This is a genomic window from Aporhodopirellula sallentina SM41 (genome assembly GCF_000346505.1).
GTDB lineage: Bacteria > Planctomycetota > Planctomycetia > Pirellulales > Pirellulaceae > Rhodopirellula > Rhodopirellula sallentina.
Genome location: NZ_ANOH01000132.1, coordinates 1 through 24,509 on the forward strand (window position 1 = coordinate 1; position 24,509 = coordinate 24,509).

Sequence of the window (24,509 nt, forward strand, 5' to 3'; positions counted from 1 at the left end):
CCTGAACAAACGCCTATTCTAAGCAAGCGTTTATTCGGTCTCGATGATCCACAGGTTGACCGCCCCCAACAGCCTCGGCGTGGCCCCCTCCCCACAAATTTGGATTTCCAACTCGTTGTGGCGTGACAAACAATCGGTCAAGTCGAATCGACTACCGCCGTCACACGATTCAATCGCAGACAGCGACTGCGAGTTGATTCGCACATCATCCAGCCGCCCGCTGACTTCGCCGATTTCCAGCTCAACACGCGCCGCCGTCTCAATACCGGTAGGAGAATTGAATCGCCTCAGATAGCAGACGTGCCCGAGCCTCTCACGCGCGACCTCGCGTCCATCGCTCGAATCGTTTTCATTGTCAGGAACATCGACCTGCTGTGTACGCACCTCATCATCAGCGGGAGGCGAATCCCCATTCGTATCTTCCGTTGGGTTCACCCAATGTTCGCGACGTGTCCACGGTTTGCGAAGACGAATGCGATGAGCCATCGATACCTCTCTCTACGATTTAGATTGGCTGTCGGTCCGAACGGGATCGAGCACTCGATCGCTGCATCAATGACTCGGACATCTCAACCGAAGCGTCGCCTCGGTTAGGCGGGGTCATACGCACCGCTGCCTAAACCACGCCCTCGTGGCATGTACAAGCACAAACCGATCCCCAAGAAATACAACACCATCAAAGGGAGCGCCAACGCGACCATACTGGTCACATCCGCAGGCGTCACAACCATCGAGATAAAGAAGATCACCAGCGTCGCAATTCTCCAACTGGCGATATAGTCCTTTGTTTGAATCAAATCAATTCGTTGCAGAAACAACATCACCAACGGCAATTGGAAGGCGACCCCAAAACCGAGAGGCAACATCAACACGAAATTGACGTAGTACGAAAGCCGAGGCTCCACGGTCACTTCCATGCTGCTGTTGAACGCCAACAAGAAACTCAGCACGTACTGCAAGACCAAGAAGAACGCGAGCGAAACCCCCGACACAAACAACACCACACTGAACGGCAAATACACATAAACGTAACGTCGTTCGTGGGCATGCAGACCGGCGGCGACAAAACTCCATAGGTGGTAGAAGATCATCGGTGACGCCAACACTGCCCCCACGATCAGCCCCGCCTTGACCCAAATCATGAACGTCTCTTCAACCTTGAAAGCGCTGACACCACGCTCACTGCGACGAAACTGAACCGTCGGCACCATCATGTCCGGATCAGGAACCGCTCCAATCGCGGCGATCAAATCCGCGGTATCGATACGCTGTGCCCCATCCACAATCGTCGTCTCCGGTGCAACGGTTTTGTCGACAACTTCGTCGCTAGGGCCGGCATCTTTTTCTTTCGCTGACTTAGCCTTGCCTTTATCGGCAGGTTGCTCCTTTTTGGCAACCAAGTCTTCATCTGCGGAGTCGTTCACCTGCGATGGCAATGCGTAAACCAACTCCGCAACTAACGCGTTCTCCATCAAGAACCGGTGGAACCGTAACGTGGCAGGATCGTCAGTTTGAGAAATGCCTAGAACCGCCATATCTCGATCGGCGTTGTACTTGATAATGGCCTGCTTGAGCGGCTCTTGCACGTATCGCACCACGCGGTTGGCCACCAACAAACCGAACCCCAGTCCGATTGCGAGCCAGATAATTGCCTTCACCAGCGCACTTCGCAACTCTTCGAGGTGCTCTCCCACGGTCATCGTGGAATTGTCAAACAGATCGTCTTTCGGGCGAGCCAGAGCGTCCACGGCGGTCTTTGTCAAAATGGAAGGATACTGAAGGTGGGAAGTGCAGACCGATCCAGGATTGGTCTGTCGATGGGGCAGTCGGATTCGGGCGAAAGTGGCAACGTGTTGATCACGCTCCCGGGCAAGTCAACTCGGCCGGATCACCACCAAACGCGTTGTTTTTCGCGACTCGGCGGACTGTGACAGCCAAAGTTAACAATTTGAGTCCACTAGATGAATGTCCAACGGATCTACTAGTTTAACTGTTTCCTTCAATTCCGCACGGTCTCTTTGCAAATCAGAACAATCCGATGACAACATTGCCCGAAACCAATCACGTGTCTCCGGTTACGCTGTCTGGCCGCCGGGTGCTCGCCTTTGTCGGGGAAATTTACGAGGACCTCGAACTGTGGTACCCACGATTTCGGCTGATTGAAGCGGGGGCAGAGGTGGTGGTTGCCGGCCCCGAGGCAAATAAAACGTACCAAGGAAAACTCGGGTACCCCTGCGAAAGCGACGCTGCCATTTCAGACATGAACAGCGACGATTTTGATGCGTTGCTCGTTCCAGGAGGGTTCATGCCAGACAAACTCCGCCGAGATCCGACGGTTCTGCGTTTGGTCCAGGAATTCGATGCTGCCAAAAAACCGATCGCTGCGATCTGCCACGGTGGCTGGATTCCCATCTCTGCCGGCGTCTACCGAGGTGTTCGGGTCACCGGATCCCCTGGCATTAAAGACGATCTTGTCAACGCGGGAGCGACCTACGAAGACGCCGCGGTCGTGGTCGACGGGCACCACGTCTCGAGTCGCCGCCCCGACGATTTGCCCGATTTTTGTCGCCATTTCCTGGCATTGATCGCCGCCGGACGTTGACACGCGGTGGTTAAAATTCGTATACGAGCCATCGGCACGTCGTCGCTCTCCCGCGATGCCCCCGCTCATCTCGACGCTCTCATACGCAGTACACACGATGAAAACCCACTCGATCGAAAAGCGGAATCGGCCAATACCGATTCTCCCGATCGGCTGGTGTGCGGCGTGCCTCGTGGCCATGCTTTTTGCGATCCCTGGCTGCACCCTTTGGAGCTCGGGAGTTTGGTCGGAACCCAAGTCGCTCCTGGATTCCTCTCAGAAGTCAGAAAATGACTCTGACAGCAAACCGACCTCCCACCACTCGGTTTCCACCCTGACCCATCAATCCCGGGACACCATTTCGCTCGCCGTTGAATTTCGCCACATTTCATCCTCCGCGCTCGGAGAACGGATGTGGCAGTACATCGACGAAACCGTGTTTGACTCCCGCATCCGAAAATCTTGGATGGACAACGGCCTGCGGATCGGTCTGCTCAATTCCCTCGCCAACGCACCCGAGGGCGCCGCAAAAGCCGATGGGAAAATGCATGATCCGATCAACGAACTCTTCGCCGGCGCCGACGTGATCGGGTCGCATTCCGACGGACGAGAAATTATCCCGCTTCGTCCATCGAGACGTCATGAGCTGCCGTTGGCCCCACCCCTCGAAGGATCTCATACCGTCCTGGTCCGGCAAAACTCCGGCTTGTCAGGACGCGACCTCTTCTCTCCCCAATTCCTGCTCGCGATCACCGCGGAATCAGGAACCCGAAAGGGACAGTCACAAATTGAAATTCGCCCTGAGATCCAACACGGCGCGGTTCGCCAGAAATTCGTCAGCAGCGAAACGGCCGTCCGCATCCAAGCCGGACGCGATCGATGGGAACTTTCCGAACTGAATCTGACCTGGATGACACGTCCGGGCGCGACGTTGGTGATCGCACCAGTCGTCCAAACCGACGAGAGTGAGCCGACATTCGGACTCGGCCGTCAAATGATGCGTGACCCCGATCACGTCGTAGACGATCAACACATCGTGGCGTTCCTACAGATCGAAGACTAGTCCTTCACGTCAACTTGATTTTCGGGTATTTGACGAGGCGACGAGTCCTCGATGCGCTAGTCACGCAACGGGATTCCTTGCGTCATCCACTACGACTCCACCCGAAAGCCACGAGTGGAATACTAGAGCGTCTTAAGAGTGATGTAGCCGACGTCGCCGGACTTCAATCGCCGCTTCGTTTCTGCCCGTCTTTGTGAACTGGGCCTCTCTGCTCGGGAAGACAATCCTGGCACGAGTCTTCGTTAAACGGTGTTTGTTCGCTCGTCCTTACTGAACAAACGGATTCGAACGCAGCCCGCTCGTCGACGGTTCGACCTTCTTCGGCAAAGTCGACTTGGTGCTGGAGCATCCGCTTTGACAACGACTCGGGGCAGGCGTCGGATAGGGACTGGATCTTTCTTCGGTGAAAAAGCTGTCGTAGATCCCTTTCGAATCGCCGCTCGGTATCGCGAGTCCGGGTAGCTGCATGGGCAAGCTTTCTGGATCGGTGAAATCGATGCTGTTGGGATCGTTGAAATCAATGTCCTTCAATTTTTCACCGAAAACGGCTCCCGACACTTGCGTGAGATCGAGATCTCCAAAACCGCTGCCAGACTCGTCACCGCCAGGAATAACTCCCGGCGTCATCGCCAACTCGCTCTTGAGATGCTCAAAATCGATTTGGTCGAGGTCCGAATTCTTCGCTATCACAAATCCTCCAACCCCAACGAGGGTGAACAGCGGTACCATTCCGATGAGACTAAACAGACCGTATAAGAAGCAAGTCGCGAATCCACGACTGATCCCACATTGGCCCACCATGGAGATCACCACGGCATAGGCTCCGACGGACGCGACACATGCGATCAGCTCGGCGGATGGAACACCGCTCATCGCCACCGTAACTAAAAACGATACAAACCCACTGGCTAGTCCGGTTGTCGTCACCATTCCGATTGACTTCCAAAACCCGAAGCGACCGACGCCCGCAACAGCGAGGGCGAATTTCATCGAATAGCCCACGACCACGAACATTAATATGAAAGTGACTATCGCTAGCACCGCCATTGGCAGTGCGATGTTCGCAAGTGCACCTTGGAGCGACTGAAGACTCGGTTCGTTCATGTTCAGCAAGCAGGCTTGAGTGTTCTTATTCACAACGCCGCGCACCAACCCGCGCACCGCGTTGAGAGAGTATCTGCACGAACCATAGGTCACCGATGGAGACCGTCACCCAAAATTTGAGCCCAGAATTCCTGATTTTGAATCGCCTAGCTTCGCCTTAGCGATCATTGGGATCTCTCACGTCGCGATCGGTAAAGAAGGTCTCGCATTGGGGCAACAGAGATGAACGTCGCATCTCGTTCTACCTCCCCCTCCCGGCTTCAGCATTGTCTATACTGCTGATCCTTCCGGGGCGTCATCGACGTCCTGTCACTTCCTCCCTCCACGATCCCCACCCACTGCCATGACAAAATCTGACGTCACTCGTTCGCTCGACAGGCTATGGTGCCTGCTCGGGTTTGCCGCTGCTTTAACGGTGTCTGCTAGCCCCTGTTTCGCGGACGTTCGCTTACCGAGCATTTTCAGCGATCACATGGTCCTGCAGCAAAACCAGACGATACGCATCTGGGGTTGGTCCGCCCCTGGTGAAACCGTCACGGTAAGCTTCAGCGACCACACCGCCACCGCTGATCCCAGCGATAGCGGACGTTGGCAGGTTGAACTTCCAGGTGTGGATGCCAGTTCCACTCCCCAAAAACTGGTCGTCAAAGGCAACAACACGATCGAAGTCCAGGACGTGCTCGTCGGCGAAGTTTGGCTCTGTTCCGGCCAATCAAACATGGCATGGACAGTCTCGCGATCGTCAAACGCAGACGAAGAGATCGCAGCGGCGAACCATCCGCTCATTCGCCACATCGCAATCCCCAAAACACCATCGTTTCAGACAAAAGACGACGCTCCGGCTCAGTGGCAAATCTGTTCACCGGAAACCGCCGGCAACTTCACCGCATGCGGATACTTCATGGCGCGTGAACTACATCAACAATTGGGTGTCCCCATTGGCTTGGTCAATTCATCGTGGGGCGGTACTCGCGTCGAACCATGGACACCACCGGTCGGATTCAAGAACGTAGACGCACTTCAGGACATTTACCAATCCATTGTCGGCCGCACCCCCGGAACCGATGTTTATCAAGGGCGCCTTCGCGCTCATTTGGATGCGACTCAGTCGTGGCTCGAAAACGCAGAACAATCTTTCCGCAAAAACGAATCCGTCACGGCCAACCCCTCATTCCCTGCCGATCTGATGCCGTTCACTCGTCACCAAGATCCAACCATGCTATTCAACGGGATGATCCACCCCGTCCTCGGCTTCCCGATCAAAGGTGCCATCTGGTACCAGGGAGAGGCGAACCACAGCGAAGGAATGCTGTACACGGAGAAAAAGAAAGCACTCATCAACGGATGGAGAGAACGATGGCAGCAAGGTGACTTCCCATTCTATTTCGTCCAGATTGCTCCCTACACCTACGGCAACGAAAATCCGGAAATCCTTCCTCAATTCTGGGAAGCTCAAGACGCGGTTCAGCATCAGGTTCCCCATACCGGAATGGTGGTGATCAACGACATCGCAACCACCAACAACATTCACCCGCCCGCCAAACAGGAGGTCGGCCAACGATTAGCCGGACTCGCACTCAAAAATGACTATGGTCGCACCGAACTCGTTGCGTACAGCCCCGCGTTTGATTCACTCGAGATCCTCGATGGCAAACTGAAAGTGAACTTCACGAACACCGGTGGAGGACTCACAACACGCGATGGCAAGGCGCCGACGCATTTCGAAATCATCGGCCCCGGTTCCGCAGGGTTCCAACCGGCCAGCGCGAATATCGAAGGCGACTCGGTAATTCTCCAATCCGCCGATGTGTCCTCACCCGTCGCGTTCCGGTTCGCGTGGCACAAGACCGCCGACCCCAACCTGATGGGAGGAACCGGACTTCCCGTCGGCGCCGTCCGTGGAGGCACCGTCCCCGCGTTTGTCGACATGCTTCCAATCGATGACAAATACGAACTGGTGTACGACCTCGACCTGTCAAATCTTGGACAGAAGATCGAGTACGACACCGATCGCAGCAACCAAATTAGCGACTTCGACCGAATCGCCTATCTGTTGGAACTGGTCTCAAACGAAGGAAAGTCGCAATCACTGTTTGTTTCGGTCGACGCGTTTACCGACGACGTGAAGAAGATCGGCATTCCGACGACCGAATCGGGATCTCATTTCCAAACCCACATTGGTGCGATGGACGTGTATTCCGATGTTGCTGGCATTCAAACGGGAACGGCCATCCAAAACGGAAACATCGAATTTTGGCCGAACAATTACTCACCCAACAACAGTTCGAAGGTGAACGGCGCAAGCAATAATCGATATGACTTCGGCGATTCTCCCGGTGAACCCACCAACGGTTATGGTTCCATGCAAATCCATAACACCGCAGCCAAACAAACCTTGTTTGCGATCAATCAGTGGCGAGCAAGCGACAAGGCTGATATCGGAATTGGCAATAGCAATGGCGAAACCCGAGATTGGACCTTCACGAAAAACGCGGATTCTTACCGGAGCAAACGCTTGCGAGTCTACGTCCGAACGAAGTAAAGGACTCGCAAAGTCGACCACCGGAACATCAACCGATCGACAGTCAACGTAAGAGCGTTATCAAAGATCACGAAGCCGATGTCGCCAGAATTCGGTCGCCTGATTTCGGTCGCCTGATTTCGGTCGACCTGAATTCCGGTGAATTCAGCGACTCGGATTGGAGATATCCGACTCAAAAACGCTCTAGGTTCGCGTCTTTGCGACCCTCGTTGGCTGTCGCGGTGGTTACGGCAGAAACGCAGCCAATGCGCTTTCGGATCAACTCGAATTTGTCCGCATCGACGAGAATTAAACTCCACGTCTCAGCATCGACGCCCCGCGTCAGACGCACCTGACGCGAGGAACGATTCCGTTTCCTCGTATCACAAGCTGCTTCTCGCACGCCGCATCTGTAGGCCGCTAGTAGAAGAATGTGGGTCAAGGGCGTAGCGAACGTCGCCAAGACTTTCGGTGATTCACGAGCCCTCCCGAAACTCTTGGCAAGTTTCACTCCCCGAAAACGAGGCTTTGATCTTGATTGTGACGCACCACTAGCTGCCATATGACAACTCTCATGCGAGTCAAGATTGCTGCTCCCTGACCCGACACGGTGACGATAAGCCCCTACTCGTCACCGGCCAAGAGAGGTTTAACGACCCCGGCAATGTGCTTGGCAATCATTTCACTGCCTTGCTCACTTGGATGCACCCCATCGCGTGACAGCCAACCATCGTCCGTTTGCAACAACGTAAATAGGTCGACGACGGCAACGCCTTCTTCCTTCGCGACATCAATGACTGTCGCCCGATAGTCACCGAGCAACTTCGTGAGACCGCCTGCTCGATCGAATACCGTTTTATCGTGTCGGGTAAAGTACGGGGCAGTGGCGATCGGTGGCGGAGTGCAAAGCACAACACGCGAATCCCCCGCCCGGCACTGTGCCACGATGCTGCGGAGGTTCTCCGCATATCGCTTCTGCGGAACATACTTGTCACTATCGACACGAATATCGTTGGTCCCGAAAAGAACGACGACGATATCCGGATTCTTATCGAGCACGTCCTTTTCGATACGCCGCAACCCTTGCGATGACGTGTGCCCGGGCACTCCGGCATTCACCGCCTCGACATCGAGCAATCGTCCCATCACCTCAGGGAAGCCACGCCGTGTAATGCTGTCGCCAAAACAGACGACGCTCGAACGCCCCGGGTCACTCGCTTGCTCGCCCGGATTGTCTTCTGCACTGGCCCAAGACGGCAACCAATTCAACGCAAATAGCACCAACAACAATGCGAGACCCCGTAGCACGGAAAAAGAACCACGGCCCGGACACTTACTCATGTTTTCACCAACACCATGTTGCGAAGTCAAACTAAAACCGAACCGGCACGTGCGTGAAAGCGAATTGCCAACACACACCTCTCTGAAGCCAAACCGACCACCGGCCTCCCAGTGGGCAGCCCCCCCGTGCTATTTAGGCCCGGCACATCGACACGACCAATAAACCAGATCGCACTAGAGCATCTGCATGCCAACTTACCCGATCCGGATAGCTAAATTCGCCCGAATCCAGGTCGTCGAATTCTAGCGACATTGACGACGTCATCTTTGAAGAGGCTCTTGGTACCACACGGACCGACAAAGCCATTCGAGTATCGTCAATTCCAGATGCGTACGCGTTACCCCAGGCAATTAATCCGGCCAATACGATCACCGTGATCGCGCGATCCACGTCCGCCATCGTGCCCGCTTAAGGCTGGGCAATGACGCGTAGTGTATCGAGGCTTCCTGATCCGTCGGTATCAACAAACTCGAAGCTCCAAACATCGGTGTTCACTTCGGGGCCAAACTGCAGCCCCTCATCGATGAGCTCGCCATCCCAATGCATGACGTCCCATTCACCGGCGATCGAGTTGTCGACAAAGCCGAGGTCGATCAACGCGCCGTTTGCGAACCTCACGTCCACACCCTCACCTTCGGCCTCGCCGCCAATGTTGATCCTCGTTAATCCGCTTTCACCGACTCGCACCTTCAAAGTGCTGCCTGCATTCTGATGCCAAAAGCCGGCACCGTCTTTGTAGGTGCCGATCTCAATGGCAGACGCGTTGTCGCCAATCACAGAGAAGACGCCACGTCCCTCATCGCGTCCCAAACTGACGCCTCGCCGTGTCATCAGTTCGCCGCCGCTAATCTCGAAAGTGCCGTCTCCATAGAGCGGCCCGACGTCCAAACTGCACTTCGTCAAGTTGTTTGCACGCGACAGCAGGAGGTTGCCCCCTGTCATGCGATAAAGGCCGTGCGAAGAGGGATCAAGCCCGATCTGCAACGAGTTCAGGTTCACCTCGCCGGCATGTTGCCACACCTCGCCGACTCCTCCTGCGACACCCACACGTGTATGCCGGTCGGGATTTTTTGTCGCTAGTATCTTTCCACCCGAAATTTCCAACGATCCAAGCCGCCCCGTTCCCGATCCAAGAATAACGCGATTGAGATCCTCTGTACTTCCACTGTTGAAAACAACATTCTCTTGATCGGGAATATCGAGATAAACGTCGTCGCCTCGGACCGGCAGAATTTGGGCAGACCAGTTTTCGGGATTTCCCCACTCGTTGCTTTCTGCGCCACTCCAATACGCTGACTTCAAATCGTGGAACGCCTGTATTTCTTGATCGCTAAAGACGCGATCGAACATCACGAACTCATCCATGCGGCCATTGAAATTGCGTACCGGCGAGGAAAGGCTGAAACCTTCACGAGGAGTCCAATTCCCGAGCTCCAAACGCCCCGTCGATAGAAACGATGAATCGACCGAGGTTCGGGTGAAGTCGCGACTCACCAATTTGCCGTCAATGTATTGGCTGCAAATTCGTTCTTTGCCATCCCATACGAATGCCAACTGCATCCAAGTTCCTAAACGCTGTGGGCCGATGATCGCATCACTGAGGAAACTGTCCATCGAGTTCCACTGCGAATCGAGACGCCGACCGAGATTCAAACGCCCCATCGAGTTGTCGAGTCTGTTCTGAGAGATCTGCCACTGCAACTCGCCCTCGATCGCATCACCCGACATCAACAACGAGCTATACGCGCGGTCCATCGCCCCCAAGCGAACCGAAGTAATGCATGTCAACGATTCATGTTTTCCATCGACCGAAAACAGCACACGATCCGATGCATTCTTAAAATCCAATGCTCGCTTGCCACGCCAACGACCATCGGTCCAGTCGCAACCGACAACCACTCCGTGTTCACCCGCATCGGCACTTTTCGAGTGGTTCGGCACGATGGTGTCACGATACCGCGACCGGACGGCTCGCGATTTTTCGAAATCGAAATAAACCAGGCATGACGGATCATCCACAATCGCATCGCGTCTTTGCCGCCACGCTTGCCGCATCTCGAGCGCCGCACTCTTCGTTCGCGAGTCGATCTCAGCGCTCGAAGGAAACGCGTCCGATGCAGAACGTATGTCATTGAACATGCCGTCACTGGCGATACGAATCGCCTCGCCTTCACGAACCTCTCTCATCGGAGAATCGGAAACCGGCGAGGTCAACTCGACGAGCCCGTCGATAACATGCACTTCGGCTTTCTCGTCACCTTTGACATCCATTGCAAAGGCGGTTCCTCGGTCAACAACCTGCACGAGCGGCGTGTGTACTAGGAAACCTTCCGCTGGCGGTGGCACCTCAACGCTCAAACGACCTTCCTGGCACCTTACCTCCATATCGCTCACAATTTCCAAATCGGCAGGACCTTCGAGCAGGATCAGTGCACCGCGGTTCGTCTGGATCTCGATCAGGCCATTGTCAAATTGGATTCTTCGCGCCTTCATCGGCTCGCCGACAACGGGCGCATCGATCGGGTTTTGCCATTCGACACCAACGGCTTTTCGCAACACCGCGACCCATGCATCGCGTTGCTTGACCAGCGTCCCCTCAACGCCATAAGGCTCACGCCCCATATCGCTGGCAACGTTGGCAACTCGAAACCGTTCCAGGTCACCATCGACTTCGTGCAGCACCCACTGCCCGATCATCACCAGCATCAAGCTCGCCGCTAACCCGGCGACGAGCCATCGGAACAAAGGCCGATGGAATGAGGCGGCAGCGTCGTCGCGAGCAACCGGGCCCGCCGCACGCACGATGTCCTCCGAAGCGGTGTCATCTACGGACACGACATCTTCCACACCCCAACCTTCCTGCCCCTGCTGACGCAGGTGCGCATTCAACTGAGCCCGCTCCCAAAACAACGAGCGGGCCAGCGACGAAGCGAGCAGCATTTCTTCTAGCTCGTGTTTTGTATCTGCATCGAGACCTTCATCGAAGTAAAGATCCAACAGTCGCGACAAACGATCAATATCCATCGTCTTAACCCACCACCTTGAGATGACTATTGACACATTTCTGCAACGCCGTCCTGGCTCGCGACAACACCACGTAGACCGAATCCGTTGACCACCCTAACAACTTCGCGATTTCACCCGCACTGTGAGCTCGCGAGTAACGCAACTCGACCGCCTTCCGAGTGTGCGGCGACAAACTGTCCATGCAACATTTCAATGCCGCCATGCGAGCCTCTTCATCATCCGATGGCGCCGGCTCATGCGAAACGCACACCGCTTCGATGACTTCGGGCGACAGCATCAAGGATTTGCTGTGCTTTCGATTGCACTCTTCGAGCACCTTGTAGCGAGCAATCGTGCACGCCCATGCCACGAAGTTGGAATCACGCTCGTAGTCATCCGCTTTTGCCGAAACGGTCAAAAACGTCTCCTGCATCACGTCATCGGCGCGACTCATGTTGGGTAGCAGGCTGAGAATAAACCCACGGATCCGCGGCGAATGCAGCACAAAAAGTGCATTGACGTGGTCACGGTGGGATTGGGTGCAAGACTCCAAACCATTGACTCCAATTTGCCGACAAAACGCGAGAACAACACCGCCCAATATTACACGGGCGAAACACCTACGACGTGCCTCTGTTCAATGCAGAAAGAGCGCAAATTCTAAACATAAAAACCCAGTTTATCAGGCGAGGAAACACCATAGCCCGAGTTGAGTGCCCATGCCCCCCGCCACAGAGAAAAAAAGCAATCCTCCCAAAAACTTGTTAAGAACCGCAGGGCCCGCTCCATAGACCAACAGCTGTGGACCTTCCCCTATGAGCCGACGACGGCCGCCTCCACGGCATAACCATCATTCTTTGGAGAAATTACCCATGAATTCACAACAGAAAAAGACGGGTTTCACGCTCGTCGAGCTTCTCGTTGTCATCGCGATCATCGGTGTCTTGGTCGGCCTGTTGCTGCCCGCCGTTCAGGCAGCACGCGAAGCCGCTCGCCGCATGAGCTGCAGCAACAACTTCAAACAGCTCGGTCTTGCGATGCACAACTACCACAGTGCATTCCAACGCATCTCGCCATTCCAAACCGGAACGTTCGAGGTCCAAGGTGTAGCTGGTCACTCAGTCGCCCCAACTGGCAATAACCAGTACAACCTCAGCCACCTTCCAGGCTTGTTGCCGTTCATGGAACAGCAAGCGTTATGGGAGCAAATCTCAAACCCGTGGCAAACCAGCGGCGGCATCATCCAGGCGATGGGCCCAACGCCAGACATGGACTTGGTCGCTCACAGCAACATCGGCAACTACGACCCATGGCTAACAAATATCCCAACCTTGCGATGCCCTAGCGATCCAGGCGTTGGACTCCCCGGCCAAGGTCGAACGAACTACGCCGCAAACCTCGGCGATTCATACATGTTCGCAAACGGCTCTGACGGCTACCGCAACTGGGGCGATGTCTACAGCAACGGACGGGCCGAACAGATCGATCGCTGCTCCCGCGGCTTCTTCGTACCTCGCGTCAAAGGCAAACGCTTTCGCGATGTCCTTGACGGCCTCGCAAACACCATCTGCATGGGCGAAATCGTCACTGATGTCGGGGACAACGACAAACGCACCCAAGGTGTTGGCCTCGACGCGGGCCCAACCTCGCGAAACCTTGGCAACAACCTCACCGCCCCTGGTTCGTTCCTGACCTGCCGCGACGGAATTGACGCCACCCGGCCTCAGTTCTGGGATCCGAGCAACCTAGCTAGCGGAACCGGCCTCCGAGGCGGAAGCGAAGACCAACGTGGACTTCGATGGGCAAGCGGACGGCCAATGCAAACCGCATTCTTCACAATCCTCCCACCTAACTCGGAAATCTGCCTCTCCAAAGACCATCGTGGAACAGGCGTGCTTCCTGCCGGGAGCCGACACCAAGGTGGCTGCCATGTCCTGATGGGCGACGGAGCAGTGAAGTTCATCACTGATTCGATCGAAGCTGGCAACCAGAACAGTGCAGTTGTTGCCTGGCCTGGCACCGGATTGGACTACGGAGTGAAGAGCCCATTTGGACTCTGGGGCTCCCTGGGCACTCGGGCTGCTAAAGAAGTGATCAGCGAAGAACTCTAGGAAGTTCGACAGCGCCAATCGCCCTCAGAAACTCTGTAGTTTCGCTGCTTCAAATTCCGCTGTCTCGGAGCATCGACTCCGAGGCAGCCTCCCCCATCTCACATCACTCACCCCCCACATTGTTTCATCATGAAATCATCCATCACCAAACTTGCTATCGCCGCATCATTGTGTCTGACAGCAACCACATTGCCCGGCTGCGGCAACGGTGACCCGTCGGCACCATCACCTGACGCGGTAACGAACTTCCTTGACAACAACCCTGAGCTGATTGAAGAATCAAAACGCCGGGCAGAAGAAGAAGCCGCTGAAGCAGAACGGGCCACCAAACGCTCCTCCTCTGACGACATGGCACCGCCACTTTAAGCAACACGCCTCGGTTCGCCTCACGATGACGCTGACTGAGAGTCATCAATAAGACAAACGTTAGCGTGGCCCGACGATGGCCGCCGCACCAAAATGAACGGAGCAGGATCGACAACGCCTCTGTCGATCCTATCCGAACACCTCACCAATTGCCCAACCCCGGGACCTTCGCCCTGGCTAATCCGTACCAATGGTGGCTAAGGCAGACCGAAGCGGCGCTCTCGACAGGCTCTCAATTGCCGTGAAGACGGTAGAGCCTAGCCGTCGCCCCAATTCAACCGGGACGACACGTCGCCTTTTCGGCTTCCGCCCGACGGCATGGGTAATCGCAACCGTTGGCCCCATCCAGCCGACCGCCGCCGTCGCCCCACACCGGAACGCCCTGACAATAGAGCGATCCGATTTATTCTGCTAAACAACAGCTGCGTCGCGCCTTCCTGCGCCCAACTGCATGGCGATCAACTGCGCTGCGCACGCGGCCTCTTTTCTCTTCTTAGCAGTCTCCCCCCACTTGCGATTCCAGCCATGGCAGTATGCCGATGCGTTACGGATCAAACACCACACCGCCACACGGCGGCGACGCCCCGCAAACAACCTGGCCCCACCCGGTTGCTGCCCAACCCGGCGACAGACAAAAAGTTTCGCTCAATCAAGCTTTTCCTCGAAAGAAAATTGTTTTTTATGTTTAGATAAGACAACTCGCCTCCATAAAACGACAGATAACGGGGTAGCAGGCCCCATTCATAGGCGCCGAGCTGAAATGATTGCTATTTTCTCGAGAGGTTAAAGAAATGGTCCGGAAACAAAAAAGACTCGGGTTCACACTTGTCGAACTGCTGGTCGTGATCGCCATCATCGGCGTTTTGGTGGGGCTGTTGCTGCCCGCCGTCCAAGCGGCTCGCGAGGCGGCTCGCAGAATGAGTTGCAGTAATAACTTCAAACAGATTGGGCTGGCAGTTCATAACTACCACTCCGCATTCAAATTGATCCCGCCGTACATGACGGGCACAATCGACAACGGCGGAAACCCTCGCACAGCACCGACGGCGAACAACCTGCTAAGCCTCAGCCACCTTCCCGGCCTCACGCCTTTCTTCGAGCAGCAAGCGATCTGGGAACAAATTTCGAACCCGTGGCAAACCTCCGGTGGCGGAATCATTCAAGCGTTCGGGCCATACCCCGATTTGAGCCTCTCCGACCAAGCAAACATCGGCGGCTACGATCCATGGATGACTAATATCCCAACGCTGCGTTGCCCGAGCGACCCAGGACAGGGCCTCCCTTCCCAAGGACGCACCAACTATGCCGCCAGCCTCGGAGACTCTTTCCTCCGGTCCGACGGCAGTTTCTACGACCGCCAAGGTAACGTTGCCAAGAACAAGGGCATTGAACGAGTCGACTGGCTGACCGCGGCCCGATCCGCTCAACGTGGTTTCTTCGTTCCACGAATCAAAGGCATGGCCTTCCGCGATGTGCTGGACGGCCTTTCGAACACCATCTGCATGGGCGAAATCATCACCGACCTCGGTGACAATGACATCCGATCGCAAGCGGCAGGAGACTCCGCAGGCCCGGCATCGCGCCGCAGCGGTGCCAACATGCTCAATGGTGGACACGTCAAATGTAAAGCGCTCATCGATCCCGAGCGTCCACAATTCTGGAACTTCTCGCTCGTCAGCGGCACCGTCAAAAGCCTCGCTGGTGCGGAAAACGGCCGGGGTGGCAAATGGGCGATGGCTCATGGATTGTACACCACGTTCCAAACCATCTTTCCACCCAACAGCGAAATCTGCCTTTCCCGCGACCGTAGCGGCAGCGGATTGCTTCCCGCAGCGAGTCGTCACCAAGGCGGATGCCATGTCCTGATGGGCGATGGGGCTGTCAAATTCATCACCGATTCGATTGATGCAGGTAGGTCACAAGATCCATCCGCTCGAGTTGTTGGAAACGGCACACCAAACGGTGCCGAAAGCCCATTCGGCCTTTGGGGAGCATTGGGAACTCGTGCCAGCCGCGAGGTGATCGAAGAAGAACTGTAAGCCTCTCCACAGGTCAGCAGATCGCCTACTCGCAACGGCGGACTCTCCCCGGTGGTATCCTTGATAAATAGAAGGATGCCACCGGCAGACCAACCATCTCAGTTGAATCGTCCCCAAGGCCGAGGACTCGCGGCCTTCCCCATGAAAGGAATGAACTAAGCATGTCACGTTTTTCAATCGCATTCGCCGCCGCTGTTTGCTTGTCTAGCATGAGTATCGTCGGCTGCGGCGACAGCGGCCCTACAGCTCCCACCGGAGATGAAATTCAGAACTTCGTCGACGAGAATCCAGATATCGTCGCCGAAACGGAGCGTTATGAGGCAGACCCGTTCGACGAATCAACAGAGTGAAAACGCTTCATCAATCAATTCGTTTTCTTGCGTAAAACTCCAACCGGGACAGGCCATGTTGCCTGATCCCGTTTTTTGTTTCCTGACAACGGAGTACCCAACAAACCGAGTGCAAAACAACCAGCGACTGTATAGACTAAAACCGCATCCATCGGCCTTCGTCTTGGTTCACACCAGACAACGAGGAATCTCAGACACAGCCGGCTCATCATTTCGGCCGAACTCTCTGTTCTCTGCTACGCAGCCATATTCTGATTCTTCCATCAGCCGTTTGCTAAAATTTGCTCGATCTCAGACATAGAACCTATCTGAAAACCTCGATAAACCAATTAGCCGGCGGACCTTCGCACCGGCTGTTTGATGGAAACCGTGGCGAACGCCGATCGGCTGATGAGTTTTCCGATAGGTTCATAGCAATAACGCAACTCAATACGCGAAACGCAATCCCCGCTGATAAACAATGAAACTTTGCTTGATTTTCCTGCTCGTCCTTAGCTCGGTCGGATCCGTTCTCGCCGGAGATGCCTCGTCATCGGCGCAAGAGAGCAAGAGTTTTGTCCACCCGGGACTTCTGCACAGCAATGCCGATTTGGAGTTCATTCGCCAGAAACTTCACGCCGGCGAAGAACCTTGGGTGACAGCCTGGAACGAACTGCGATCACCGCAATCTTCGAGATCTCGATCTCGTAACAATCGTAACCGGCGTCTCGAATCGCGATCGAACCCAGACTCGAATCGTGAACGAAGGCGACGTCGACCAGTCACGGTCTCGTCACTCGATCACATCCCGCAACCTCGCGAGAACGTGGTCCGTGGCCCCAGCAACAATCCCAACATCGGCAGCTCCGAGTTTTCGACCGATTCAACGGCGGCTTATTCTCACGCGTTGCAGTGGTGCCTGACGGGAAAAACAACTCACGCGCAGAAGTCCATTGAGATTATTAACGCATGGTCAGGAACCCTCGAGAGCGTCTCAGGACACGACGCGAGACTTCTGGTGGGTATGGCTGGAATGGGGTTCTGCAACGCGGCCGAGCTTCTTAAATACTCGCACGCCGGATGGCGAGAGAAAGACCAAAAGCAATTCGAACACATGCTCCGCGAAGTGTTCTATCCGGTGATCGAGGACTTCTATCCTTCGGCAAATGGAAACTGGGACGCGTCGATGATCCAAACCATGATGGCCATGGGAGTCTACCTCGACGATCACGCCATGTTTGATCGCGCAGTGAACTACTACCTCAAGGGAGAAGGCAACGGAGCAATCGGCAACTACATCAACGAATTTGGTGAGTGCCAAGAAAGCGGACGTGACCAAGCCCACACTCAAATGGGACTCGGGTTCCTTGCCAACGCATGTGAGATCGCATGGAAACAAGGAGTGGATCTTTACGGTGCCGCCGACAACCGGCTAGCAATCGGATTCGAATACACGGCCAAATTCAACCTCGGTAACGAAGTCCGATACGAGCCATACACGAGCTTCGAACGCCGCTACCACTATCCCAAAATCTCGAACGACTCACGTGGTCGCTTCGCGCCGATCTACGAGCGAGTGGTCCACCACTACCACGAACGTGTCGGCCTGGACATGCCGTTCAGCAGACAAGTCACCGAGTCTCAACGCCCCGAAGGTTTTTCAACGACCTATATCCCATGGGGAACGCTCACCTCCTACGGCCCACCGCGATAGGCCATCACCAATCGCACGCGTGCAGCATCAGAACCGAACCGGGTGACAAGAAAGGAGCCTTCTCGTCGCCCGCTAAGTCGCGTCGTCGATCGAGTAGCTGAGCTCCATCGAACAAGCCAGGTGCATTTGCTCGCTCAATCCGCGAGACGCGAGAATCGCAGGATGTCGTTGCCGTCTCCATCGGTGAGATACAACAAACCATCGGAATCGATTCGGTATCCAGTAACCTGGGAAAGTGCCTCGGTAAAACGAGACTCTTGGTTCATCATCGCCGGTGGCCCTGCACGTCGCGTCGAAATCAATGGACCGAACGTGATCGCGTTCCCGTCGATGGTTGCCTGACCTCGATAACGATTCACCGCCGTGCTGCCACTGACCGAACCGTCCGCCGTTACCTCGAGAGTCGTCTGGGCACGATCAATCACGCCGTTGCCCATGATGTCTTCGGCCAACCAATTCCCAAACAAGGTTTGCGGTTTGCTCGAAGACACTCGCTCAGACAGGTCGAACCACATCCGATTCCAATCGCGTTTCATGTCAACAACGGTCCAACCATGTTGGGGCGCGACTTCCAGCGCCGTGGTCAATTTTCCTGACGCCGGCGGCTTGGCATCGTAGGCGTACTCCCGCTCGGCATCGGTGTGATGGACGATCAAACCGAAACTGGGATTCGGATTTCCGATTGTCGTGTACTCGAGCATGGCTTGATCCCCATCGCTGTTGCCAAAACAAGCAATCGGCCGGCGACCGATGAATTGGTGGATACCGACTGGCTTTCCTTCCTTGTCATCAACGAAGAGATTGTCCATCGTTTTAACGAGCACCGGGACACCGTCACGATTCTCGAAACGAGGTTGCGCCATCGAGCCCACAACGTTTTGCGGAACGATTCCATAGACACGCTCCGACCAGACTCGCATAAAATCGGCTCCACCGCCGGACACAATAAAACATTCGAATTGATTGTCCCGGAGATAGTCAAGAAGTTCCTGCATCGGCTGATAGGTCAGTTCCAGATAGCGACATTGAAACCGAGGATGCGACGCAGTCTCCGTCCATCGATTCACACGCTCGCGGAAATCATCCGTTGTCATCCCTGCGTGCGTTAGACCGAGAACCTGGATCAGCCCATCGTGGTGCTTGCCTTGGAGCAGCTCATCGATTCGCCCTGCCAACGCCGCCTGCACCATCGGATCAGCGGCAAACGACGGCTCATTCGGGGCACGCCGTTTGACCTCATCGAAGGCGAACGCAGCCTGAAATGGCAACGGAGCCTCGCACCACAACGTCCCGTCGTTGTCAAACACGGCAATCCGTTCACTCGGTTCGACGTAGTCCGGCGAACCTTTGTCTGACACCTTTTTGACGAATGCAACAATCGACTCTTTGACATCGCCCTCATTCCAGGTCGGCAGTGGGTCCGATGCCCTCGCCATCGTCGCGTTGACCGACAACAGGATCGCCAACGAGGACATAACCAAAACGTTCAATCGCTTCTTCACTGCTTGACTCCATGAGCGCGGATAGGCTGCAACAGGACGACAGGATAAGCGTTGAACACGTCTCAACAAAGAGACCTCAACCGATTCTTCATCACCATCCTTTGCCATCGAGTCCTTTTTCAATTGCCTTTCCGCAACGTCTCCTCCAAAGCAATCGATCAGCAGAGTTCTCGCCAAACAGGAATTCGGGCCACATCGAGGCTCCGCAAACACGCCTCCCAATACTGAGCGACGTTTCACTGCCGTCAGTATGCCCCGTCCGTTCCAAACATCTCCTTCTTTGACGGACGTGGTCGTTTTCGCACCGAATGGTCAGGCTCTCCCGTCACCCGGTCAAACTCATCCGGAGTACGCCGACTCGGTAAGAAATCACCGGTCTGATCACTCCAGTTGTGAAGTGCATCGCCCAACCTCGATCGCACCGAGGCGTACGCGGGGTCATCCGCCCGATTGAACAATTCCGCCGGGTCGCGTTGCAGGTCATACAGCTCCCATTTGGCACGGGGCACACGGAAACAGGCTTGCTGTGCTTCGTTCAAACCACCGACCTTGTGCAAACGCAGCATCTCTTGCCACGTCAGCCCGCGACCCGCATCGGCCGATGGCGTTGAAGGCAAATCGACGTAGTCGTTTCGGATTAGTTTGAATCGTCCATCCACCACACATCGAGCATGATCTTCGTAGTCGTGCCAATGATCCTCCGCGAAAGCAAACTCTCGGTGTGACACCGTCGGATCTTTCAGCACACTGGCAAAGCTGACTCCATCGTTCGGCAGTGAGTCTGCATTTCCTCCCACGACTTCCAAGAAGGTGCTCGCGATATCAACGGCACTGACGAGTGCATGGGTTGATTGCCCTGGCCGAACATGTCGCGGCCAACGCACAATCCACGGTGTCCGAATTCCGCCGTCATACAACGTCGTTTTGTCACGCGGAAAAGGACGCCCGTTGTCACTGATAAACAGAACCAACGTATTGTCGGCGACGTTCTGCTCGTCGAGTTTGGCCATCACCTCCCCAACATACGAATCGAGCCTACCGATCTCGTCGTAATACAGACGCAGGTCTTCACGCACCTCAGGCGTATCTGGCAAGTGAGGAGGCACGATGACATCGCTTTGGCGGTGAGGTGGCTCCAACGCGCCGTCGGTATATTCACGGTGTGGGTCGAGTGCGGCTAGCCACAGAAAGAACGGCTGATCTCGTTTTCGATCATCGAGCGCACGCGTCCAATCTTCACACCCGCTCGGTTGCTTGGCAACCATTTTCGCGGGCTCGCCATCCTTGCCCGATGGAAGAACAAATCCCGCCGTGGACGCCTCATAAATCCTGTCGAAATGATCGCGTACGGCATCTCCCATATGCCATTTACCAGCCGCCGCCGTGTAGTACCCGACCCGGCCGAGTTGCTCGGCAATCGTGGAAACACCGCTTGGAATCGGCCAGTGAAGTTGCTCCGCACCCGTGTTGTGTGGGTACCTTCCGGTAATCAAACTCGCACGCGATGGGCTGCACGAATTCGTCGTCAGATATGCGTGGCGAAATAACAATCCCTCACTCGCCAATTGGTCAATATGCGGTGTCCGAATCGCGGGATGACCGTACGCACCACAATCATCCCAATTCATGTCATCAGCAATCATCAAGACAATGTTGGGGCGATCCGATTGCGACGCGGCTTCATCTCCCCACGCGTCTTCAGCCGCCACCATCACAAACAGCATGGACAACACCCGCCACGCGGGCCCCGGCATTCGCAGACAAACTGAATCAGAAATCATTTCAAACGAGCCTTGAACGGGTTTATCAAACGGAACATACAAAACAGGAACAAACGCTACCGTGGCATGGCGCCGGCGACCGGAGAAAACAGCCTTCGAATCGCTGGCAACGAGACCGCATGCCGCACGACGAGTTCGAAACCGTCCGTTTCCAATTCAGAGGTCGCGTCCCAGAGCAACTCATCCAACAACGCCGATTGCTCCGCGTCCAACTCGCCAGACATCTCTTCTTCCACCGTCTCTGCCAGACCGTGCCCGAGCAACGCTAGCGACGGTCCATCTCCGAGCATCACAATCGAGACGAGCCCCACGAGTTCATGCCTTTGATTGAAGATTCCACAACCGCTGCCTCCCGGACCAAAAGGCAGCGACACCTCCATCCACTGCTTCCCTTCGATCACCGGGTTGCGCATGAGATATCCACGATCGTAGGTGTAGAATCGATTTTCCGTATGGTGCATCATCACAAGGTTGTCTCCAATCTCAGGTGCTGTGGTCGCCACCTCAACAGTCGGCATGTCGGTTCCATCGATTCGAATCAACGCGACATCAGCAAGACGATCTCCCGCGATGAATTCCACAACTCGGTAGCTTTTGCCGTCGCTCGTCAGTGCAGTCATCCCGGACGCGAATGCCTCGGCAACATGAAAATTGGTTAACACCAATCCGTCCGATCGGACCAACACACCGCCACTGGTGAAATAGTCATCCCCTTCGCCTCCGGCGAGCACCACCGTCGCTTTGACGAGATCCTCCACGACTGTCTTTCGCCCAACGGGTTTGGGTAAAGTCAGCCGACTGGTCATCGGCACGCTTTCAATCTGAAAGCCTTCGGGACGAGGATTCTGTTCGAGGTTGTCGAAGTGCCGATGAAAAACCGCCCCATCGATTTTCGAATCATCGATTCCGCTCGCGACGGACGCAAGTAACGGATACCCAGGACCTGGATCCTCCGGAGTCGTGTCCAATTCGGCATCGATCTGCTCGAGCAAATCTTCGAGCGCGACCAACTCGTCACCTTCGAGCTTGTCATCGCCGTCGTGATTGAGAGCTCCGAATATTTTCCCCGAGGGCAATTGATAGTCAGGATAGAATTCCCGAAGAAGTTGCTTCAGTTCCTTTCTTTCGAGAGGCTCCGCTACATTCTCTTGAGACGGTAAAACGCGAGGATCATCCGCCATGCACCTGCCGGCAAAAAACGAGACTGCCAACAGTGCAGCCAACCCCAGATCAGTCAGTTTCATCACGTATCCGTAAATTTCAGAAGCCGGTCGCTGGCGTTTCCGAGCCAACTGGCGTCAAAAGAATTCACCACCGCACATCAAGAAGAGACGACGTCGTGACACCAAATTGTTCAACAAGAACAGCCGGTCGTCCATCGCCTCTCCGCATCGACGCAGTATACACGCCGTCACAGTGCGCGCATTCCGCATCGCGACCTCGGACATTGCTTGAAATGCGTGTGGCAATCGGCGTCCACGACGTGCCTACTTACGGCGTTTCTTCCCGGCGACCAGCACCGGACGTTTCATGTCCGAATCGACAGATCGGAATACCCATGGCTCCCATTTCTCTCGGGCGGCCCTCCACTCGTCCAACGTTCTCGTTGGGTACCAAGCGGGCCAACCAACCACGTTGAAATCATATTCATCGCCGTGCGCCGCAACCCATTCGTCGACTGTCGACGTCGGCATATCCGGCGGAAAAACGTTCGCGGCTCGAAACGTTTCAGTGACACCTTCGTCCTCGATCACCTCATCACGCCACTCTTGCAATTCCGCCAGCAACGCCGTCTTCACCTGCAAATACTCTGGTTCATCGGCAACGTTGTTCACTTCATACGGATCACTTCGAAGATCGAATAGCTCTACCGGCGGCTTGGACGCATTGAAAAAGTTTGCTTGCTCCGGAGTCAGTTTCCCTGTCATGGAAAGAACATTCATTTCCGCCAAGACGGGGTAAGCTCCTTCTTTGTAACGGTTGTACTGACACCAGGGCCGTTCAGGCATGAGGTTTAGAATCAGTTTGAAATCCTTTGACCGTATGGCACGCATCGCATCATGCGTTTCGTCCATTTTATCACGCGCGGCAAAGACATACTCTCGTTTCGCAGTCTCACCACCGAGCAGACTGACTCCGTGCAGAGGCACCGGCGGAGTAACGCCCGCCACCTCCAAAACCGTCGCACAGATGTCAATTGACATCACAAGCGAATCGTCGACCTGTCCCGGTTCGATCCGAGTCGGCCAACGCATGATCATCGGGATGCGAATGCCACCGTCATAGAGAAACTGTTTGCCGCGAATGTGGCAACGACCGTGGTCACCGATGAAGAACACCAACGTGTTTTCGGCGAGCCCTTCGTCTTCGAGTCGCTGCAATAACGCACCCACCTCGCGGTCAACCAATTGCATCTGCTCGAGCCCGTTGGCCCAGTCGCGCCGGACGAAAGGCGTATCGGGATAGTAAGGAGGCAACTCCACGTCATCAATTCCGATGGGGCGTTGCGGGTCGCGTTTCCACGACCGATGTGTGCCACCAAAGGTCACCCTTGCAAAGAACGGCTGCCCGGGGCGGCGTTCGGACCAGTCCTTCCCTTCGAACAATTCGTCCTTCTTGGTCGGCAAAAAATTGCAATCCGTTTTCCAACTCATCAATGCCGTGAAGTAGCCCGCATCGCGAAGCAAATGCGGGATCGGCTCGATACCGTGCGGCAGTGGCTGCTTGTTGTGCTCTCGGTGCTGGTTCGCACCAATGAAATTCTGATGGAAGCCCGTCATCATTGCGGATCGAGACGTCGAACACACGGGCGACGTCGTGAACGCAGTTTCGTACCGGATTCCCTCTTCGGCCAAACGGTCGACATGCGGAGTATGAATGCCTTTCGTGCCGTAGCACGAGAGATCCGGCGACCAATCTTCAATCGTAATCCACAGAATATTCGGCCGGGTATCTTTCGCTGATTCGGTTGCGTGGGCAATACTCAATGGCATGGCCACAATCATTGCGACCCAACACACATAGATGACTAGTTTTGGCATTTCGTTGAA

At 55.3% G+C, this 24,509-nt stretch carries 18 protein-coding genes; 8 read left to right on the forward strand and 10 right to left on the reverse strand.

The genetic code is table 11. From position 1 onward, the window contains the following. Positions 1–30: 30 nt before the first annotated feature. Positions 31–486 (reverse strand): hypothetical protein, encoded by a 456-nt coding sequence (locus RSSM_RS08460; RefSeq protein ID WP_008676674.1) that lies wholly within the window; start codon positions 484–486, stop codon positions 31–33. Positions 487–590: 104 nt separating this feature from the next. Beyond that, positions 591–1,748, reverse strand: a complete 1,158-nt coding sequence (tatC, locus tag RSSM_RS08465; RefSeq protein ID WP_008676676.1) for a twin-arginine translocase subunit TatC — start codon at positions 1,746–1,748, stop codon at positions 591–593. Between the two features lie 290 nt (positions 1,749–2,038). On the opposite strand from tatC, the gene RSSM_RS08470 reads away from it, so the two are divergent. Beyond that, positions 2,039–2,602 carry a type 1 glutamine amidotransferase domain-containing protein gene (locus RSSM_RS08470; RefSeq protein ID WP_044301868.1) on the forward strand — a complete coding sequence of 188 codons (564 nt, stop codon included), beginning with the start codon at positions 2,039–2,041 and terminating at the stop codon, positions 2,600–2,602. 391 nt (positions 2,603–2,993) lie between these two features. Beyond that, the gene (locus RSSM_RS08475; protein ID WP_236621017.1) at positions 2,994–3,644 is read left to right on the forward strand and encodes a hypothetical protein; all 651 of its coding nucleotides are present in this window, start codon (positions 2,994–2,996) and stop codon (positions 3,642–3,644) included. A gap of 267 nt (positions 3,645–3,911) precedes the next feature. Here RSSM_RS08475 and RSSM_RS08480 read toward each other — a convergent pair whose 3' ends face one another. Next, a complete protein-coding gene (locus tag RSSM_RS08480) occupies positions 3,912–4,781 on the reverse strand; it encodes a hypothetical protein (protein WP_144059657.1) in 870 nt (289 codons plus the stop codon). Positions 4,782–5,091: 310 nt separating this feature from the next. On the opposite strand from RSSM_RS08480, the gene RSSM_RS08485 reads away from it, so the two are divergent. Further along, a complete protein-coding gene (locus RSSM_RS08485; RefSeq protein WP_008676684.1) occupies positions 5,092–7,290 on the forward strand; it encodes a sialate O-acetylesterase in 2,199 nt (732 codons plus the stop codon). Positions 7,291–7,893: 603 nt separating this feature from the next. Here RSSM_RS08485 and RSSM_RS08495 read toward each other — a convergent pair. The 3 genes from RSSM_RS08495 to RSSM_RS08505 all read right to left on the reverse strand — a co-directional run bounded on the left by RSSM_RS08495 (position 7,894) and on the right by RSSM_RS08505 (position 12,218). Beyond that, positions 7,894–8,577 carry an SGNH/GDSL hydrolase family protein gene (locus tag RSSM_RS08495; protein WP_160168115.1) on the reverse strand — a complete coding sequence of 228 codons (684 nt, stop codon included), beginning with the start codon at positions 8,575–8,577 and terminating at the stop codon, positions 7,894–7,896. A 442-nt stretch (positions 8,578–9,019) separates the two neighbouring features. Continuing rightward, the gene (locus tag RSSM_RS08500) at positions 9,020–11,635 is read right to left on the reverse strand and encodes a LamG-like jellyroll fold domain-containing protein (protein WP_008676690.1); all 2,616 of its coding nucleotides are present in this window, start codon (positions 11,633–11,635) and stop codon (positions 9,020–9,022) included. 4 nt (positions 11,636–11,639) lie between these two features. Further along, the gene (locus RSSM_RS08505) at positions 11,640–12,218 is read right to left on the reverse strand and encodes a sigma-70 family RNA polymerase sigma factor (RefSeq protein WP_390174048.1); all 579 of its coding nucleotides are present in this window, start codon (positions 12,216–12,218) and stop codon (positions 11,640–11,642) included. Positions 12,219–12,489: 271 nt separating this feature from the next. On the opposite strand from RSSM_RS08505, the gene RSSM_RS08510 reads away from it, so the two are divergent. The 5 genes from RSSM_RS08510 (at position 12,490) to RSSM_RS08525 (ending at position 18,176) form a co-directional block, all read left to right on the forward strand. Next, positions 12,490–13,728 carry a DUF1559 domain-containing protein gene (locus tag RSSM_RS08510; protein WP_008676695.1) on the forward strand — a complete coding sequence of 413 codons (1,239 nt, stop codon included), beginning with the start codon at positions 12,490–12,492 and terminating at the stop codon, positions 13,726–13,728. Between the two features lie 129 nt (positions 13,729–13,857). Continuing rightward, the gene (locus RSSM_RS08515; protein ID WP_008676696.1) at positions 13,858–14,094 is read left to right on the forward strand and encodes a hypothetical protein; all 237 of its coding nucleotides are present in this window, start codon (positions 13,858–13,860) and stop codon (positions 14,092–14,094) included. Positions 14,095–14,885: 791 nt separating this feature from the next. Then, complete coding sequence (locus RSSM_RS08520) at positions 14,886–16,133, forward strand: DUF1559 domain-containing protein (protein WP_008676700.1); 1,248 nt, start codon at positions 14,886–14,888, stop codon at positions 16,131–16,133. A gap of 161 nt (positions 16,134–16,294) precedes the next feature. Next, a complete protein-coding gene (locus RSSM_RS33085) occupies positions 16,295–16,483 on the forward strand; it encodes a hypothetical protein (protein ID WP_008676702.1) in 189 nt (62 codons plus the stop codon). A 472-nt stretch (positions 16,484–16,955) separates the two neighbouring features. Beyond that, the gene (locus RSSM_RS08525; RefSeq protein WP_236621018.1) at positions 16,956–18,176 is read left to right on the forward strand and encodes an alginate lyase family protein; all 1,221 of its coding nucleotides are present in this window, start codon (positions 16,956–16,958) and stop codon (positions 18,174–18,176) included. A gap of 134 nt (positions 18,177–18,310) precedes the next feature. Here the strand turns inward: RSSM_RS08525 and RSSM_RS08530 are convergent, their stop codons facing one another. The 4 genes from RSSM_RS08530 to RSSM_RS08545 form a co-directional block, all read right to left on the reverse strand. After that, positions 18,311–19,678 (reverse strand): META domain-containing protein, encoded by a 1,368-nt coding sequence (locus RSSM_RS08530; RefSeq protein ID WP_236621019.1) that lies wholly within the window; start codon positions 19,676–19,678, stop codon positions 18,311–18,313. 245 nt (positions 19,679–19,923) lie between these two features. Then, on the reverse strand, positions 19,924–21,390 hold the full coding sequence (locus tag RSSM_RS08535) for a sulfatase family protein (protein WP_315850010.1): 1,467 nt from the start codon (positions 21,388–21,390) through the stop codon (positions 19,924–19,926). Between the two features lie 125 nt (positions 21,391–21,515). Then, complete coding sequence (locus tag RSSM_RS08540; protein WP_144059659.1) at positions 21,516–22,703, reverse strand: S1 family peptidase; 1,188 nt, start codon at positions 22,701–22,703, stop codon at positions 21,516–21,518. Positions 22,704–22,946: 243 nt separating this feature from the next. Next, positions 22,947–24,452 (reverse strand): sulfatase family protein, encoded by a 1,506-nt coding sequence (locus tag RSSM_RS08545; protein WP_008676715.1) that lies wholly within the window; start codon positions 24,450–24,452, stop codon positions 22,947–22,949. Between the last annotated feature and the right edge of the window lie 57 nt (positions 24,453–24,509).

Excerpts from the sequence above, each read along its gene's own strand:
- RSSM_RS08460 (WP_008676674.1), bottom strand. The coding sequence starts at position 486 with ATGGCTCATCGCATTCGTCTTCGCAAACCGTGGACACGTCGCGAACAT.
- RSSM_RS08470 (WP_044301868.1), top strand. The coding sequence starts at position 2,039 with ATGACAACATTGCCCGAAACCAATCACGTGTCTCCGGTTACGCTGTCT.
- RSSM_RS08475 (WP_236621017.1), top strand. The coding sequence starts at position 2,994 with ATGTGGCAGTACATCGACGAAACCGTGTTTGACTCCCGCATCCGAAAA.
- RSSM_RS08485 (WP_008676684.1), top strand. The coding sequence starts at position 5,092 with ATGACAAAATCTGACGTCACTCGTTCGCTCGACAGGCTATGGTGCCTG.
- RSSM_RS08500 (WP_008676690.1), bottom strand. The coding sequence starts at position 11,635 with ATGGATATTGATCGTTTGTCGCGACTGTTGGATCTTTACTTCGATGAA.
- RSSM_RS08510 (WP_008676695.1), top strand. The coding sequence starts at position 12,490 with ATGAATTCACAACAGAAAAAGACGGGTTTCACGCTCGTCGAGCTTCTC.
- RSSM_RS08515 (WP_008676696.1), top strand. The coding sequence starts at position 13,858 with ATGAAATCATCCATCACCAAACTTGCTATCGCCGCATCATTGTGTCTG.
- RSSM_RS08520 (WP_008676700.1), top strand. The coding sequence starts at position 14,886 with ATGGTCCGGAAACAAAAAAGACTCGGGTTCACACTTGTCGAACTGCTG.
- RSSM_RS33085 (WP_008676702.1), top strand. The coding sequence starts at position 16,295 with ATGTCACGTTTTTCAATCGCATTCGCCGCCGCTGTTTGCTTGTCTAGC.
- RSSM_RS08535 (WP_315850010.1), bottom strand. The coding sequence starts at position 21,390 with ATGGTGGCGGCTGAAGACGCGTGGGGAGATGAAGCCGCGTCGCAATCG.
- RSSM_RS08540 (WP_144059659.1), bottom strand. The coding sequence starts at position 22,703 with ATGAAACTGACTGATCTGGGGTTGGCTGCACTGTTGGCAGTCTCGTTT.
- RSSM_RS08545 (WP_008676715.1), bottom strand. The coding sequence starts at position 24,452 with ATGCCATTGAGTATTGCCCACGCAACCGAATCAGCGAAAGATACCCGG.